The sequence below is a fragment of the Labrys sp. (in: a-proteobacteria) genome (assembly GCF_047605565.1).
GTDB lineage: Bacteria > Pseudomonadota > Alphaproteobacteria > Rhizobiales > Labraceae > Labrys > Labrys neptuniae.
The window spans coordinates 62835-77623 of the sequence record NZ_JASGFM010000001.1 but is presented as its reverse complement, the minus strand read 5'-3'; the positions used below and the strand labels follow the sequence as shown (position 1 = coordinate 77623).

The 14789-nt window shown below is 66.0% G+C and carries 16 protein-coding genes; 10 read left to right on the top strand and 6 right to left on the bottom strand.

The window, feature by feature from the left end; all coding sequences use genetic code 11:
- Positions 1–157 precede the first annotated feature (157 nt).
- The 3 genes from QM672_RS00370 to QM672_RS00360 are packed head-to-tail and all read left to right on the top strand — an operon-like array spanning position 158 to position 3123.
- Positions 158–1054, top strand: coding sequence for a carbohydrate ABC transporter permease (locus QM672_RS00370; RefSeq protein ID WP_415080307.1), 897 nt, complete (start codon positions 158–160; stop codon positions 1052–1054).
- The gene (locus QM672_RS00365) at positions 1047–1889 is read left to right on the top strand and encodes a carbohydrate ABC transporter permease (RefSeq protein WP_415080306.1); all 843 of its coding nucleotides are present in this window, start codon (positions 1047–1049) and stop codon (positions 1887–1889) included. Before QM672_RS00370 ends, QM672_RS00365 begins: the two co-directional genes overlap by 8 nt.
- Before the next feature lie 40 nt (positions 1890–1929).
- Positions 1930–3123: a glycoside hydrolase family 172 protein gene (locus QM672_RS00360; RefSeq protein ID WP_415080305.1), complete on the top strand. Its 1194-nt coding sequence runs from the start codon at positions 1930–1932 to the stop codon at positions 3121–3123.
- Positions 3124–3258: 135 nt separating this feature from the next.
- Here QM672_RS00360 and QM672_RS00355 read toward each other — a convergent pair whose 3' ends face one another.
- The gene (locus QM672_RS00355; protein WP_415080304.1) at positions 3259–5433 is read right to left on the bottom strand and encodes an anthranilate synthase component I; all 2175 of its coding nucleotides are present in this window, start codon (positions 5431–5433) and stop codon (positions 3259–3261) included.
- Positions 5434–5742: 309 nt separating this feature from the next.
- Here QM672_RS00355 and QM672_RS00350 point away from each other — a divergent pair, with 309 nt between their 5' ends.
- From QM672_RS00350 to QM672_RS00340, 3 genes are read left to right on the top strand one after another with little or no spacing between them, the layout of a single operon-like run.
- Positions 5743–6720 carry an aliphatic sulfonate ABC transporter substrate-binding protein gene (locus tag QM672_RS00350; protein WP_415080478.1) on the top strand — a complete coding sequence of 326 codons (978 nt, stop codon included), beginning with the start codon at positions 5743–5745 and terminating at the stop codon, positions 6718–6720.
- Between the two features lie 8 nt (positions 6721–6728).
- Entirely contained in the window at positions 6729–7568 is an 840-nt protein-coding gene (locus tag QM672_RS00345) for an ABC transporter permease (protein WP_415080303.1), read from the top strand.
- Entirely contained in the window at positions 7568–8320 is a 753-nt protein-coding gene (locus QM672_RS00340) for an ABC transporter ATP-binding protein (RefSeq protein ID WP_311940762.1), read from the top strand. Before QM672_RS00345 ends, QM672_RS00340 begins: the two co-directional genes overlap by 1 nt.
- Before the next feature lie 96 nt (positions 8321–8416).
- On the opposite strand, the gene QM672_RS00335 is transcribed toward QM672_RS00340, so the two are convergent.
- Together QM672_RS00335 and QM672_RS00330 are read right to left on the bottom strand one after the other, a co-directional pair.
- Positions 8417–8596: a hypothetical protein gene (locus QM672_RS00335; protein WP_311940764.1), complete on the bottom strand. Its 180-nt coding sequence runs from the start codon at positions 8594–8596 to the stop codon at positions 8417–8419.
- A gap of 244 nt (positions 8597–8840) precedes the next feature.
- On the bottom strand, positions 8841–9038 hold the full coding sequence (locus QM672_RS00330) for a hypothetical protein (protein ID WP_068287917.1): 198 nt from the start codon (positions 9036–9038) through the stop codon (positions 8841–8843).
- Between the two features lie 149 nt (positions 9039–9187).
- Here QM672_RS00330 and QM672_RS00325 point away from each other — a divergent pair, with 149 nt between their 5' ends.
- Positions 9188–9430, top strand: coding sequence for a DUF3297 family protein (locus QM672_RS00325; RefSeq protein WP_311941021.1), 243 nt, complete (start codon positions 9188–9190; stop codon positions 9428–9430).
- The gene (locus QM672_RS00320; protein WP_415080302.1) at positions 9427–10860 is read left to right on the top strand and encodes a DEAD/DEAH box helicase family protein; all 1434 of its coding nucleotides are present in this window, start codon (positions 9427–9429) and stop codon (positions 10858–10860) included. Before QM672_RS00325 ends, QM672_RS00320 begins: the two co-directional genes overlap by 4 nt.
- 18 nt (positions 10861–10878) lie before the next feature.
- On the opposite strand, the gene QM672_RS00315 is transcribed toward QM672_RS00320, so the two are convergent.
- On the bottom strand, positions 10879–11112 hold the full coding sequence (locus QM672_RS00315) for a tautomerase family protein (protein WP_311940771.1): 234 nt from the start codon (positions 11110–11112) through the stop codon (positions 10879–10881).
- Between the two features lie 137 nt (positions 11113–11249).
- Positions 11250–11858, bottom strand: coding sequence for a LysE family translocator (locus tag QM672_RS00310; protein ID WP_415080301.1), 609 nt, complete (start codon positions 11856–11858; stop codon positions 11250–11252).
- 124 nt (positions 11859–11982) lie between these two features.
- Between QM672_RS00310 and gcvA the strand changes: the two genes are divergently transcribed.
- Positions 11983–12897 (top strand): transcriptional regulator GcvA, encoded by a 915-nt coding sequence (gcvA, locus tag QM672_RS00305; protein WP_415080300.1) that lies wholly within the window; start codon positions 11983–11985, stop codon positions 12895–12897.
- Here the strand turns inward: gcvA and QM672_RS00300 are convergent.
- Positions 12879–14045 (bottom strand): serine hydrolase domain-containing protein, encoded by a 1167-nt coding sequence (locus QM672_RS00300; protein WP_415080299.1) that lies wholly within the window; start codon positions 14043–14045, stop codon positions 12879–12881. The genes gcvA and QM672_RS00300 overlap by 19 nt on opposite strands.
- 24 nt (positions 14046–14069) lie before the next feature.
- Here QM672_RS00300 and QM672_RS00295 point away from each other — a divergent pair, with 24 nt between their 5' ends.
- Complete coding sequence (locus QM672_RS00295; RefSeq protein ID WP_311940783.1) at positions 14070–14744, top strand: TetR/AcrR family transcriptional regulator; 675 nt, start codon at positions 14070–14072, stop codon at positions 14742–14744.
- The last annotated feature ends 45 nt before the right edge of the window (positions 14745–14789 follow it).

Here is a 14789-nt window from a genome sequence, read left to right as displayed (position 1 = left end):
GAAGGTGGCGCGAAGCGCCGGATGAGGGGTGGCGGCGGACGCCTTGCAAGGTTGCGTTTCTCCCCTCATCCGCCCCTACGGGGCACCTTCTCCCACAAGGGGAGAAGGGTGGTCGCGGCTTGTACTGCTCGCTTGATGGATTTGCGGGAGCCGCGCCATGACATCCGCCCGCGCCGCCCGCCGCGATGCTCTCGCCGGCTATCTCTTCGTACTGCCTGACGCCCTGGGCCTTGCCATCTTCGTCGGCCTGCCGATGCTGCTGGCGCTGGCCATCGGCTTTTACGAGGTCGACGGCTTCGGCGGCTATCGTTTCGTCGGCCTCGCCAATTACGGGCGCATGTGGCGCGACCCGCTGTTCTGGACCTCGCTGAGGGTGACGCTCGTCTATGCCGCCCTGCTGGTGCCCGCCCTCTATGTCAGCGGGCTTGGCCTCGCCTTATTGGTGCAGCGCGGCGGGCGGTTCGAAACCGTGATCCGCTCGATGTTCTTCGCCCCGCAAATGGTGAGCCTGGTGGTGGTCGCCATGGTCTGGCAGATCCTGCTGGTGGAGAAGGTCGGCATCCTCTCCCGCCTCCTCGGTTGGTTCGGCCTGCCCGGGCTTTCCCTGCTGGGCGATCCGAACCTGGCATTGTTCACCCTCGTGGCCATCAGCGTCTGGTTCATGATGGGCTTCTACATGCTGATCTTTCTCGGCGGCCTGCAGGACATCCCGGCCGAATATTACGAGGCGGCCGAGCTCGACGGTGCCAGTGCGCTCGCCCGCTTTCGCTACATCACCTTGCCTTTGCTGCGTCCCACCAGCTTCTTCGTGGTGCTGGTCTCGGTGGTGATGGCGGCGGCCGGTGGCCAGGTCTTCGATCTCATCTATGTCATGACCAAGGGCGGCCCGGCCAACGCCACCTCCGCCCTGATCGTCTACATCTATCGCCAGGCCTTTCAGTTCGGCGCCTTCGGCTATGCCTCGGCCATGGCCTCGCTGCTGGTGGCGCTCTTGATGGCCGTGACCCTCATCCTGTTCAGGCTGACGCGGGGCGGGCGCTTCCATCATGCCTGAGCGCAACGCCCCTGCCCTGCCCCCATCGGGCCAGCTCGTGCGCTTCCTGTGGATGCTGGTCAGCCTCGTCCTGGCGCTGATGACGGTGTTCCCGCTGGTGTGGATGCTGGTGGTCGCCTTCAAGCCGCCGGCCGAGGTGTTCCTGCCCGATCTCGTGCCGCAGCGACCCACCATCGGCAATTTCCTCCATGTGCTGACCGAGATCCCCTTCCTGCGCTACCTCCTCAACTCCTTCCTGGTCTCGGCGATCGTCACCATCGTCGCGCTGTTCTTCCATTCCATGGCGGGCTACGCGCTGGCGCGGCTGCACTTCCCGGGTCGAGACACAATCTTCCTCGCCATGTTCTCCACCTTCCTGGTGTCGCTGCCGGTGATCATCGTGCCGCTCTTCATCCTGGTTCGGGCGATGGGCATGCTCAATTCCTATGCCGGGCTGATCGTGCCCTCGATCTTCAACGCCTTCGGCATCTTCCTCCTGCGGCAATACTATCTGTCGCTGCCGCGCGAATTGGAGGAAGCCGCCTTGATCGACGGCGCCGGGCGCTGGCGCATCTATTGGAGCATCGTGCTGCCCCTGAGCCGGCCGATCCTGGCGGCACTGGCCATCTTGTTCTTCCTGGCCAACTGGAACGCCTTCCTCTGGCCGCTCACGGTCGCCTCCGATTCCAGCCTGTGGGTGGTCCAGGTCGCGATCGCCAACTTCCGCAGCCAATATGCCGGCGCCTGGAACTATGTGATGGCCGCCTCGACCATCGTCGCCCTGCCGATGCTGATCCTGTTTGCCGTGTTCCAGCGCCAGATCACCGAATCCATCAAGACCAGCGGCCTGAAATGAGCTGCCCCCGTTTCCAAAAAAGCCTTTCGAGGAAGTGAGCATGACCCAGTCCGGACTTTCGCCCCTGCGCGGCCTCGCTAAACTGCGCGAAGGCCGCTCCCGCCGCTTCTCCAGCTATGACCGCACCGGCGGCAATGACGACAGGCTGCATATCGAGCCGGGGCAGACGGTTGTTATCGCCGAATATGCCGGCGCCGGCATCGTCACCCATATCTGGGCCACCCTCGCCTGCAAGAGCGAATTGTTCCTGCGCAAGATCGTGCTCCGGGCCTATTGGGACGGCGAGGAGCATCCGAGCGTCGAGACGCCGATCGGCGATTTCTTCGGCATGGGCCATGCCGCCACGCGCAACTTCGCCAGCCTGCCGGTGCAGGCCAGCCCCGAGGATGGCAAGGCCTTCAACTGCTATTTCCCGATGCCGTTCGCCAGCCACATGAGGCTGACTATTACCAACGAGGCCGAGGACGACCTGCTGTTCTACTATTATGTCGACCTTGAACTGCACGAAGAGCTCGAGCCGGGACTCGGCCGCTTCCACGCCCAATATCGCCAGGACCGGCCCAAAGGCGTGGACGAAACGGGCCTGGCCAACGAGCAATTCCTGTTCGGCGGCGAGACCGTCGACGGCAAGGACAACTACACCATCCTGGAGGCGGAGGGGCACGGCCATTATGTCGGCGTGCTCTACAGCGTCTATTCGCGGCGGCGCTCGGACCTATGGGACTGGTATGGCGAGGGCGACGACATGATCTTCGTCGATGGCGAGCCGGGCCTGTCGGTGCCCGACACGGTGCGCAAGCCCGATCCGCGCATCGGGCCCAAGGCCGCGCCGATCGCGCCGCGCAGCGAGAGCAGCCCCGGCGCCAACGATGCCTGGCCGCCGACCCTGCACGGCACCGGCACGGAGGATTACTTCAACACGGCCTGGTGCCCGACACAGGACTACAGCGCGCCCTATCACGGCATCATCGCCGCCGGCGGCCCGAACTGGACCGAACCGGTGACGCTCTATCGCTGGCACATCGAGGACCCGGTGATCTTCCACAGATCGATCCGCGTCAGCATCGAGCACGGCCACGCCAACCGGCGCTCGGACGACCTCTCCTCCGTCGCGTTCTGGTACCAGGCCGAGCCGCACAAGCCCTTCGCGCCGCTGCCCGCCATGAAGGATCGCCTGCCGACCTTCCGCCGCCCCTACGAGACCTGGAACCTGCGCATGGGTGGTGATGCATAGTCATCCCGCGCGCATTGCAGCACGAAGTGATGCGATGCAGGTGCGGGACCGCGTAGAGAATGAGACTCACCCGGCCTACGGTCCCGCATCTGCGGCGCAGCATTGCATGCTGCACCGCGCGCGGGATGACCCTGATCACTCCGCCGCCACCGTTGCCATGCCGCCATGCTCGATCATCGCCAGCACGTTCTCGATCATCCGTCGGCCGATCTCGGGCCTGGTCATTACCGATTCCGGGTGGAACTGCACGGCGGCCAGAGGCAGGCTGGCATGCTCCACCGCCATGATGACGCCGTTGCCGTCGCGCGCGGTGACCCGCAGCTCCGCCGGCAGAACCTGCGCATCGGCGTGGATGGAGTGGTAGCGCCCCACCGGGAAGCTGCCGGGCAGGCCGGCGAAGAGCCTGCCGTCCTCGACCTCCACCCGCGAGGCCTTGCCATGCATAGGCCTCGCGAGCAGGTCGAGCCGGCCACCGAAATATTCGATCATGCCCTGCAGGCCGAGGCAGACGCCGAAGACCGGCAGCCCGCGCTGCAAGGCAAGCGCCAGGGTCCGCTGCATGGCGAAATCCGCCGGCCGCCCCGGCCCCGGCGAGAGCACCAGGAGATCTGCCGGCTCCCCGTCCGCGAGCTTTTGCCGCGCCAAAGCCGGGCGCAATGTCACGACTTCGGCACCGGCGGCCCGGAAATAGCCGGCCAGCGTGTGCACGAAACTATCCTCGTGATCGACGAGCAGCAGGCGCGGCCCGGGGCCAGCCCTGCGGACCGGTACCACCAGCCGGCCAACCGTGGGGGTTTCCTTCTCGAGCACGGCCAGCATGGCGGAGGCTTTCAACCGGGTTTCCGCCTCTTCCTCCAGGGGATCGCTGTCATGCAGCAGGGTGGCGCCGACACGGACTTCCGCCACCCCATCCTGCAGGCGGATGGTGCGTAGCGTCAGGCCGGTATTCAAGGCGCCATCGAAGCCGATCGAGCCGAAGGCCCCGCCATACCAGCGCCGGGCGCTCTTCTCTTCGGCTTCGATATGGCGGATCGCACCACGCTTAGGTGCCCCGGTCACCGTCACCGCCCAGGCATGGCTGAGAAAGGCATCGAGGGCGTCGTAGCCCGGCCGCAACAGGCCCTCGACATGGTCGACGGTATGGATCAGGCGTGAATAGAGCTCGATCTGGCGCCGGCCGATCACCCTGACGCTGCCGGGCTCGCAGATGCGCGACTTGTCGTTGCGGTCGACATCGGTGCACATGGTCAGTTCCGCCTCGTCCTTGGCGGAATTCAGGAGCTCGCGGATGCGCTCGGCATCCTCCAGGGCATCGGCGCCGCGGCGGATGGTGCCAGAGATCGGGCAGGTTTCGACACGTCTTCCGTCGACCCGCACGAACATTTCCGGCGAGGCCGCCACCAGGAACTCGCCCTCGCCGAGATTGATCAGGGCACCGAAGGGCGAGGGATTGGCGCTGTTGAGCCGGCGAAAGACGGTGCTCGGCGCTTGCGCGCAGGGTTTGGACAGCAATTGCCCCAGCACCACCTCGAACAGATCGCCGCGGGCGAAGGCGGCCCTGGCCCGTTCGACCATGGCAGCATATTCGCCAGGCGCGTGGTCGCTCTCGGGCGGCAGGTCCGGGCCGGCCAGCATGCGATAGGGATGGGATTCAGTGGCGCGGGACAGGTTTCGGGTCGAGCGTCCCTCGACGCCGAAATCGTAGCTCAGCCGTTGCGCCCGCTGGCGGGCATGATCGACCACCACCAGTTCGTCGGGCAGATAGAGCACGAGATCGCGCTGGTCCTCGGCTCGCTGCAGCCTGAGGTCCATCGGCTCGAACTGGAAGACGAGGTCGTAGCCGAAGGCACCGTAGAGGCCGAGATGGGGGTCGTCGGGCGCTGCGAAGAGCTCGATCACCGCCCGCAGCAGCGAGAACAGGCTGGGCTGGCGGCTGCGCTCCTCTTCGGCAAAGCCGCCTTCCGCCGCGCGCACCTCACCTGCGAGATAGTCCTCACCCCTGGTGAAGGTCTCGAAGAGATCGAGCGGGCGCAGGCGGGCCTCGATAGCCGGGATGAGGCAGGTGCCGCGCGGGTTGAGGGCCCCGATCCGAAAGCTTCGGCCCTTGCCGGTGATGACCAGCGGCGGATCGACGAAGCCGATCTCGCCGCGCCGATAGCGCCCCGGCACTTCGCAGCCCGAGGAGAACAGCGCGCCGCGCTGCCGGTCCAGGCGATCGACGAGGGCGGACAGGTCATGAGGATAGTCGAGGTCGCGGCAGGTGCGATGGATCCGGATGCCGCCGGCCGAATGGTAGATATGGTCCGTCATGGAGCCAACTCCGAGTTACGGCCGTCTCGGGTTGGGTGCTCCTGCGCTGATCTTCAAAAAATCAAAAGCCGCCCCTCCCGGGACGGCCAGATGTGCAATGATCATGCGTGGCCGTCCGTGCTTAGACGGGCCACCACCAGCTTGCTGAGAAAGACGAAATGCGCATGGCCGGATGCTAGCAGCCATGCCCAGCGAGAACAATCCCCCTTCGGGCGGCCGCGCGAGATGTTTTTATCTATTTTGTCTACAATCTTTATGTATTAATAGAACGAGGATCTGTTTCGGAGATATGCCGTGTCCCGCCCCGCTCTGCCGACCCGACGCCGCTTCATTGCCGGCCTAGCCTCCCTCGTCGCCGGTGGCCTTGCAGCGCCTCGGCTCGCCAAGGCCGCCGACAATCCGTCCGAACTGCGGATCGACTATGCCACCTACAATCCCGTCGGCCTGCTGATCCGCGACAAGGGCTGGCTGGAGGAGGAGCTCAAGGCCGACGGCATCGCGGTGCGCTGGGTCCAGTCCCTCGGCTCCAACAAGGCACTCGAATTCCTCAATGCCGGCAGCATCGATTTCGGCTCGACGGCGGGAGCGGCCGCCCTGGTCGGCCGCGTCAACGGCAATCCGATCAAAGCCGTCTATGTCTATTCGCGCCCGGAATGGACTGCGCTGGTGACGCGCCCCGACACCGGCATCGCCGCCGTCGCCGATCTCAAGGGCCGGCGCGTGGCGGCAACGCGCGGCACCGATCCTCACATCTTCCTCATCCGCGCGCTGGCTTCGGCCGGGCTGAAGGAAAAAGACATTGCGCTCGTGCCGCTTCAGCATGGCGACGGCAAGGCTGCCCTGATCCGCGGCGATGTCGACGCCTGGGCGGGGCTCGACCCGATCATGGCCGGCGCGGAGGTTGAAAATGGCGCCAAACTCTTCTTCCGCGATGCCGCGCTCAACAGCTGGGGAGTCTTGAATGTGCGCGAGGCCTTTGCCGCTGCCCATCCCGAGCTCGTGCGCCGCGTGCTGGCCGTCTATGAAAAGGGCCGCCAGCACGCCCTCGCCAATCCCGCCGATCTCAAGCAGAGCCTGATCGCGGCCGCCAAGCTGCCCGATGCGGTGATCGAACGCCAGCTCACCCGCACCGACCTGTCGACCGGCACGATCGGGGACGCCCAGCGACAGACCCTGGTGGCCGCCGGGCAAGCCCTGCAGGGCGCCGGCGTGATCAAGGCCGAGATCGACGTGCCCGCGGCAGTGAACGGGCTGATCGACCCGCGTTTCGGCGCACAGACGCAATAGGCCGGGCGATGACGGCACTCGAAAGCCCTGCCGCGCCGGAGGCGTTGAAAGAGCGGCGTCCGGCGACCAGGCCTTCTCTTCGCCATGTCCGGCCTTATGCCGGGCTGCTTCTGCCCCTCACCCTCGCCTTGGCATGGGAATATGCCGTCCATGCCGGCTGGAGCGACGGACGGCTCTTGCCGCCACCGAGCCGCATCGCCGCGACGCTGCTGGAGTTGGCGCGCAATGGCGACCTCACCACCCACATCCTCGCAACGCTGGCCCGGGTCGGGGCCGGCTTCTTCTTCGGCGCTCTCGCCGGCATCGCACTCGGCGCTGCCTCCGGCTATTCGTCCCTGTTCCGGACCCTGGTCGACCCGACGCTGCAGGGGCTGCGTGCCATTCCCTCCCTCGCCTGGGTACCGCTCTTCATCCTGTGGTTCGGCATTTTCGAGCAATCCAAGATCATCCTCATCGCCGTCGGCGTGTTCTTTCCGGTCTATCTCGGCGTTTCCAGCGCGATCCGCTCGGTCGATCGCAAGATCGTCGAGGTCGGCCAGGTCTTCCGGCTGAAAGGGCTGCAGCTGGTACGGCGCATCCTCCTGCCGGCGATCCTGCCACAGGTCGTCACGGCGCTCAGGGTCGGCCTCGGCCTCGGCTGGATGTTCGTGGTGGCTGCCGAAATCATGGGAGCCTCCGAAGGGCTCGGCTATCTGCTCGTCGATGGCCAGCAACTGGGCAAACCCGACGAGATCGTCGCCACCATCATCCTGTTCGCGCTGATCGGCAAGGCGAGCGACATGATCCTGGTCGCGCTCAGCCACCCCTTCCTGCATCACGAAGACAGTTTCGCCGGCGGGGACCGCTGATGCTGTCGCTGCGCAATCTCGACAAGACCTATGCCAATGGCACGCAGGCGCTGCGCGGCATCGACCTGTCCGTCGCGCCCGGCGAGGCCGTTGCCATCATCGGCGGCTCGGGAAGCGGCAAGAGCACGCTGCTGCGCCTGATCGGTGGCCTGGAAACCGCGACCCGTGGGCGGGTGGAGATCGATGGCGTGCCCGTCAGCGGCCCGGCGGAGACCGTCGGCTTCGTCTTCCAGGAGCCGCGCCTGCTGCCCTGGCTGACCGTCGCGGGGAATGTCGCCTTCGGCCTCGCCAGCCTGCCCCGGCAGGAGCGAGACAGGCGGGTCGCCGAAGTCCTCGCACGCGTCGGTCTGGAGGGACAGGGTAGAAGATGGCCCAAGGAATTGTCCGGCGGCATGGCCCAGCGCGTCGCCATCGCCCGCACCCTGGCGGCGCGGCCGGGCATCCTTCTTCTCGACGAGCCGTTTTCCGCCCTCGATGCGCTGACCCGCGCGAGCCTGCAGGATCATGTCGCCCGGCTCTGGCTGGAGGACCGGCAGACCCTTCTTCTCGTCACGCATGACATCGAGGAGGCGCTGCTGCTCGCCGATCGCGTCGTCGTCCTCGCGCCGAAGCCCGGACGTATCGAAGAGACGGTCAGCGTCGACTTGCCTCGCCCGCGCGATCGCGACAGCGCAGCCTTCGAACAGGCCAGGCGCTATTTGCGCAAGGCTCTCGATCACTCCCTGCACGGCCAGATGCCTGCCTATGCCTGATGCTGCCGAGGGTTCATTGCCCCCAAAAGCAGAACGCGCCACCTTCAGGGAAGAAGGCGGCGCGTTCGAAACTCGTCCGTCGACGGAAGGCGGTGCTCAGACAGCCTGGGCACCGTAGACCTGCTGGCGAGCATGACGGATCATTTCCATGCGGTCGGCACGCAGATCACGCAGATCGCGGTCGGACAGGCTGTTGATCTCATCGAGCAGGCGCAGGAACTCGGCCTGCTTGGCCATGCGGTCCTTAAAATAAGCAATGATGCTTGCGAAGATCATGATGACTACTCCTTTGTTGCCAAGGAGTATCCACCTTCTCATGTTGCGCTGCAACATACATCGCCGCAATGCCGAATTGCATAGCTCGCATGGCTAAAGGGTCGAATATGGCGAGTTCTTAACCAATTCGCTCAACACGTATGCAATATTGCATTCCTGACATAAATCCGCAATGCAATTGACACCTTCGCAGGCAGGCGGTGCCGCACCTTGCAGCAACCTGCCACTCCAATAGCGCTGCGCCTCACTGCTTGGCGGCAGCGAGCTCCGCCTCGATGGCCGCGATCGATTCCCGCAGCTTGGCAACGCGCTCTTCCGCCTCGCGGGCCAGCCGCTCGTAATGGGCGCCGCGGTTCTTCTGCACCGCCAGGACCTTGGCCTGCTTCTGGATGCTGGCGATCTCGGCGAGCATACGGGCCTTCTTCATGGGCCGATCATCCATCGCGCCACTCCTTGTTCGTTACATCAGAGCTTTCCTTAGACGGCCTTGCGGCGAAAGGCACGCCCGATGGCACAAAATTCACATCAGGCGTTGGCATTCCGGCCTTGGGGCGCTAATCCGGCGTCTGACATCTTCATGAGAGAGACGTGATGACCGATAGCCCGCCCGACCGCCTCGCCGCCAATCCCGACAGCCCCTTTTTCGACCAGGCGCTGATGGAGCGCGGCGTCGGCATCCGCTTCAACGGCGCCGAGAAGACCAATGTCGAGGAATATTGCGTCAGCGAAGGCTGGATCCGGGTCGCCGCCGGCAATGCCAAGGACCGGCGCGGCAATCCCCTGACCATCAAGCTCAAGGGCAAGGTCGAGCCTTATTTCCGCGACGAGGCGTGAGCACCGCACCCCAGCTCATCCCCCGCCCGCATCAGGTCGAGGCGAGCGAGGCCATCCTCGCCGCCCGCCGCGCCGGGCGGCCGGGCTTCCTGCTGGGCGACCTGACCGGCCTCGGCAAGACGCTGTCGGCCTGGCTGGCGCTGAGCGCCATGCCGGAACAGGAAATCCTGGTGATCTGCCCCAAGGGGGCCATTCCGCAATGGCGCCTGACCATGGCGCAGGCCGGCCTGCCGGCCAAGGCGGTCACCGTGATGAATTTCGAGCGCACGAAGATGCTGATGGCGCCGCCCGCCACCAGCACCAAGCGCTCGACCCGGGCCAAGAACAACGAACTCGCCAAGCTCGGCACGCCCAAGCGCACCTGGCCGCTGGTGGTGATCGACGAAGCCCACCGCATCCGCAATCCCAATTCGCAGCAGGGACTGGTCTGCCGCCAGATGGCGGCGGCCGCCGACTTCACCCTCTATATGAGCGCCACCGCCGGGCAGGCGCCGCACGAACTTTCCTATCTCGCCCGCCTGTTCGCGCGGGAAGGCGACAAGCGGAAGGGCGAGGGCCTGGCCGCCGATCTCGACGGCTTCCGGGCCCTGATGAAGCGGCTCGGGATCGGGCGCGCCAAGGGGCGCTGGAAGAACTGGTCCTGGGAGCCGAACGAGGACGACCGCCGCACCATGTCCTCTCTACTCTACAAGGGGCGCGATGCCATCGGCCTGCGTCGTCGGCCCGAGGAGATCGCCGGCTGGCCCGAAGTGCAGCGCGAGGTAACGCCGACCGCGCTCGATGCCGAGAACCGGCGCCTCTATGAGGCGACCTGGCGCGAATTCCGCCGGGAAGTCGGCCTGGCCGGCGGCTCGACGCGGCGGGCGGCGGGTTGGGCCGCCGATCTGCGCTTTCGCCAGAAAGGCAGCCTCCTGCGCATCGCCGGCACCGCCGATTTTGCCGACGACCTGATGGACAATGGCCAGCAAGTGGCGATTTCCGTCGCCTTCCTGGAAACGAGCGCCCTGCTGGTCGAGAAATTGCGGGGCCATGGCTGGCGCGTCGACGCCATCAACGGCACCCAGAGCGGCGAGCGCAACGAAGCCGTCAGGCAGGCCTTCCAGCGCGGCGAGCTCGATGCCGTGGTGTTCACCGTCACCGAAGCGATCTCCCTCCACCGTGGCGAAATGCCGGGCGGAGAACGCGAGCGTTCGCTGGTGGTGCACGACATGCGCCACAGCGCCATCCAGCTCCAGCAGATCGAGGGGCGCTGCCATCGTGACGGCCAGCGCGCCGTGATCTACTACGCCTATGCCGAGAATACGGTGGAGGAAAAAATCGCGGCCACCGTGATCGGCCGCATGGCCGACATGGACGGCATGGCCGGCGACGACACCGCCATGCTCGATGCCATCGCCGGCGTGATCGAGGAAGCCGCCGAGGCACGCTGAGCGCCGGCGTATCCGCCGTCAGGCGAACGGGTCGTAACCGGGCTTCTTGTAGACGAGATCCGGCTTGTCCTGGATGTCGGGAATGTAGACCTTCCGGGTCCACTCTTCTTCCGGCACGTCCTCGATCGAGACCGAGATCGACTTGTCCTGGCTGTTCAGGCTGTCGATCACGGCCTGGGTCAGGGCGTCGGCGAGCTTGCGCTTCTGCTCCTCGGACCTGCCGGGCAGCATTTTCACAATGAGGTGGGGCATAATTTTCTCCGCTTTCCGCTGCCCGCCGAACATGGGCACGCTTCCAGCTGCGCTCATAGACCGGTTGAGCCGGCCAAGCCAGGACCAGTTGCGAGGTGTCCTCTCGCGGGCGGAAAGTCACGCCGCCGCACCGATCCTCAATTGATCGCCGTAAAGGCGGCGACCAGCAGCATGCAGGTGCCGAAGGTCCAGCCCTGGGCCCGCTGGGCACGCTCGGAGCGGAAACGCCCAAGCAGACTGGCTCCGGCATAGATCCAGAGAAAATGGCAGAGCACCGAGATCAGCACGAAACCGGCCGTGAGCTGGATGACGGTGCTGGTGACACCGGCGGCGGGATCGAGGAACTGCGTGAACATCGCCAGCACCATCGAATGGATCTTGGGATTGACGGCGACGGAGAGGATGCCGTCGACCAGGCCGAGATGCGGCTGGCGCTTTTGCGCAGAAGCGGCGTCGTGGCCCGCCGACCGGAAGAAGCTCCAGGCCAGATAGAGCAGGTAGGCTATGCCCGCCAGTTTCAGCCCGAAGGCGAAACCGGGGTGGGCGCGAACGACCTCCCCCAGGCCGAAGCCATAGATCAGGCAAAGCGCCAGATTGCCGATCTCGAAGCCCACCCAGAAGCGCACGGAACCGCGCACCCCATATTGGGCGCCCATGGCGGTGAGCACGGTATTGCCCGGTCCCGGACTGATGACCAGAGGCACCGCATAGCCGGCGAAGAGAATCCAGACATTCCAGACGAGCATGGCGATCTCATTTCAACACGCCGCACCGGGCACGGGCCGGTACGCTGGAAGGATGGAAACACCACTATTCGGGCCGGACAAAACGATCTATTTTCACGCCCTCCATGAACTGGATTCATCGAGCATGCGTCGCCTACCGCCGCTGGTGGCCGTCCGAGCCTTCGAGGCCGGCGCCCGGCACCTCAGCTTCACCCGGGCCGCCGACGAATTATGCGTGACCCAGACGGCGATCAGCCATCAGGTGCGGCAGCTCGAAACCTGGCTGGGTGTCCGGCTGTTCGAACGCGCGGGCCATGCCCTGCGGTTGACCGAGGCGGGAGGTGCCTATCTTGCCGAAGTCGGCGAGGTGCTCGATCGCCTGGCGGCGGTGACCGAGACCGTGCGCGGCCGGCGCGACGGTCCCCTGCGCATCACGGTGCTGCCCTCCTTCGCCAGTTGCTGGCTGGTGCCCCGGCTCGGGCGTTTTCGCGAAAGCCATCCCGATATCGAGCTAAAACTGACGAGTTCACCCGATAGCTGGGCCTTCACCGAGGACCGCTTCGATCTCGCCATCCGCTCGGGCCTCGGCCGCTGGCCTGGGCTCAAGGCCGACCTGATCGCGCAGGAGATGCTCGGCCCTGTCTGCAGTCCGGCGATCGCAGCAGGGCTGCCTTCTCCCTGCTCGCCGTCGGACCTGCTTGCCAGCCATCTGCTGCACGACACGCCCAGGGATGCCTGGTCGCGCTGGTTCCGTCATGCCGGCCAGCCCGAAGCCGCCCTTGCGGCGGGCCATGCCTTCGACGACCACGGCCATCTGCTGCAGGCGGCCGCCGAGGGACAGGGCATGGCGCTCGGCAAGCTGTTCCTGGCCGAACACGCCTTGCGGGAAGGCCGCCTGGTGTGTCCGGTCGATCTTATCCTGCCGAACGACTACAGCTATTGGCTGGTCTATCCCCGCACCGTCGCCGGACGGCCCGATGTGGGCCGCTTCCGCAATTGGCTGCTGGCGGAAGCCAAGGCGACCGCAGCCGCCCTCCTGGTTCAGGGCGCAGCGCCATAGATCGCGTCGCGGACATCCAGCGAGAACGCGCCGGACATGCCTTCAAAGGCCGTATTGGTCAGGACGACGACGCTGAGCCCACTCTCCTTGTCGATGAACCAGTTGTGGCCATAGGCGCCACCCCAGCGGATCGTGCCCTTGGTCTGGGGCGACAGCGCCAAGCCGGGATCGTCGAGCACCGCCCAGCCGAGCCCGAAGCGCCAGCCCGGCCCCTGCGCTTCGCTGCCGATCTGGTCCGTCATCATCATGCGCACCGTCTCGGCCCGAAGCAGCGGAGCACCGTCCCGCCGGATCGCCTCCAGGAGGGCGAGAACCTCGCCGGCCGTCCCCGCCATGCCGGCTCCCCCCGACGGATAGGCCTCAGGATCGAAGATCCGGCTCGGCGCGAAGCGCACCGCCTGATCCCAGAGCGGCACGTCCATGCCGTCCTCGATCAATCGCGGCTCGGGGTCGCCGTCGGCATAGGCTATCGCCAGGCGGGACCTGTCCGTCACCGCGAAGCCGGTATCGGCAAGGCCGAGTGGCTGCGTGACCAGGCGGCGCACCAGGGATGGCAGGCTCTCCCCGCTCGCCTGCTCCAGCACGGCACCGATCACGTCCATGCCCAGCGAATAACGCCAGGCGGCACCGGGCTCGAAGGCGAGCGGCGCCAAAGCCAGACGCCGCAAATTCTCGGGCAGCGTCAGGCCGGGATGGTGGTCGAGCCCATCGGAGACGCCGAGCTGGTGATAGGGCGTGCCCTGCGGCTCGAGGAAGCCATAGCTGAGGCCGGCACTGTGGCTCATGAGATGCCGCAGCCGAATCACCGGCTCGGTCCCGTCGGCCATGCGCGGGCGGAAGTCGGGCAGCCAGCGTGACACGGGATCGTCGAGGCCGATCACGCCCTGCTCGACCAGGCGCATGGCCGCCACCGTGACGAAGGGCTTGGTGATCGAGGCGAGCAGGAAAATGGTATCGGGCGCCATCGCTCGCCTGGCCTCGCGATCCGCCAGGCCGGCCGCGCGCTCATAGACACGATCGCCGTCTCTGGCGACGAGAACGACCGTACCGACAATGCGCTTTTCGGCCAGCGCCCGGTCGATCACGCCATCCAGGCGGTCGAGGAACGGATCGGCGGAAAGGGCTGCGACATTTGGCTGAAGACTCATGAGCGGGCATCCACTATTATCACAATGGTCATTCCTGAATACAGCAGGTCTTCGGATATTTCTAGAGTGAACACTGTGAAAAATAACGAAGCCGAAAGACGCCCCCGCGGGCGTCCCCGCAGCTTTGATCGTGAAGAGGCGCTCGCTGCCGCCGCTCATACCTTCTGGGCCCTCGGCTATGAGGGCGCGTCGATCACCGATCTCACCGAGGCGATGGGCATCACGCCGCAGAGCCTCTATGCCGCCTTCGGCTCCAAGGCCGAACTGCATAGGGAGGCCCTGATCTGGTATCGCGGCCATGTGGGTGCTTTCGGGCCGCAGATACTGGCGCAGGAAGCGGATGTGGTCCGAGCCTTCGAGCGCATCCTGCTCGCCTGGGCCGACCAATATGCCCGCAAGGAACACCCTCGAGGCTGCATGATCTCCACCGCCGTGCTGCGCTGCGCCAGCGAGAACCGGCCGGTGGCCGAACATGTCTCTTCATTGCGCCTGGGCGCCCTTGCCATGTTTCGCGAACGCCTGGAGCGCGCCGTCAGGGAGGGCAACCTCAAGCCGGATACCGATACGGCTGCTCTCGCCCGCTTCCTCGGCGCCCTGGTGCAGGGCATGTCCGTGCAGGCGCAGGACGGCGCCAGCAGCGAGGAGCTCGCAGGCATCGCGCGGCTCGGCATCGCGCAGCTCGAACGCTATCGGACCTGATCGGCCCGGCGGGACGAAGCCCGGTCCCTGGATTGTCTCGACCTA

What these genes read in the sequence shown, in the direction of transcription:
- QM672_RS00370 (WP_415080307.1), top strand. Translation starts at nt 158, where the DNA reads ATGACATCCGCCCGCGCCGCCCGCCGCGATGCTCTCGCCGGCTATCTC.
- QM672_RS00365 (WP_415080306.1), top strand. Translation starts at nt 1,047, where the DNA reads ATGCCTGAGCGCAACGCCCCTGCCCTGCCCCCATCGGGCCAGCTCGTG.
- QM672_RS00360 (WP_415080305.1), top strand. Translation starts at nt 1,930, where the DNA reads ATGACCCAGTCCGGACTTTCGCCCCTGCGCGGCCTCGCTAAACTGCGC.
- QM672_RS00355 (WP_415080304.1), bottom strand. Translation starts at nt 5,433, where the DNA reads ATGACGGACCATATCTACCATTCGGCCGGCGGCATCCGGATCCATCGC.
- QM672_RS00345 (WP_415080303.1), top strand. Translation starts at nt 6,729, where the DNA reads ATGACGGCACTCGAAAGCCCTGCCGCGCCGGAGGCGTTGAAAGAGCGG.
- QM672_RS00340 (WP_311940762.1), top strand. Translation starts at nt 7,568, where the DNA reads ATGCTGTCGCTGCGCAATCTCGACAAGACCTATGCCAATGGCACGCAG.
- QM672_RS00335 (WP_311940764.1), bottom strand. Translation starts at nt 8,596, where the DNA reads ATGATCTTCGCAAGCATCATTGCTTATTTTAAGGACCGCATGGCCAAG.
- QM672_RS00330 (WP_068287917.1), bottom strand. Translation starts at nt 9,038, where the DNA reads ATGGATGATCGGCCCATGAAGAAGGCCCGTATGCTCGCCGAGATCGCC.
- QM672_RS00325 (WP_311941021.1), top strand. Translation starts at nt 9,188, where the DNA reads ATGACCGATAGCCCGCCCGACCGCCTCGCCGCCAATCCCGACAGCCCC.
- QM672_RS00315 (WP_311940771.1), bottom strand. Translation starts at nt 11,112, where the DNA reads ATGCCCCACCTCATTGTGAAAATGCTGCCCGGCAGGTCCGAGGAGCAG.
- QM672_RS00310 (WP_415080301.1), bottom strand. Translation starts at nt 11,858, where the DNA reads ATGCTCGTCTGGAATGTCTGGATTCTCTTCGCCGGCTATGCGGTGCCT.
- gcvA (WP_415080300.1), top strand. Translation starts at nt 11,983, where the DNA reads ATGCGTCGCCTACCGCCGCTGGTGGCCGTCCGAGCCTTCGAGGCCGGC.
- QM672_RS00300 (WP_415080299.1), bottom strand. Translation starts at nt 14,045, where the DNA reads ATGAGTCTTCAGCCAAATGTCGCAGCCCTTTCCGCCGATCCGTTCCTC.
- QM672_RS00295 (WP_311940783.1), top strand. Translation starts at nt 14,070, where the DNA reads ATGGTCATTCCTGAATACAGCAGGTCTTCGGATATTTCTAGAGTGAAC.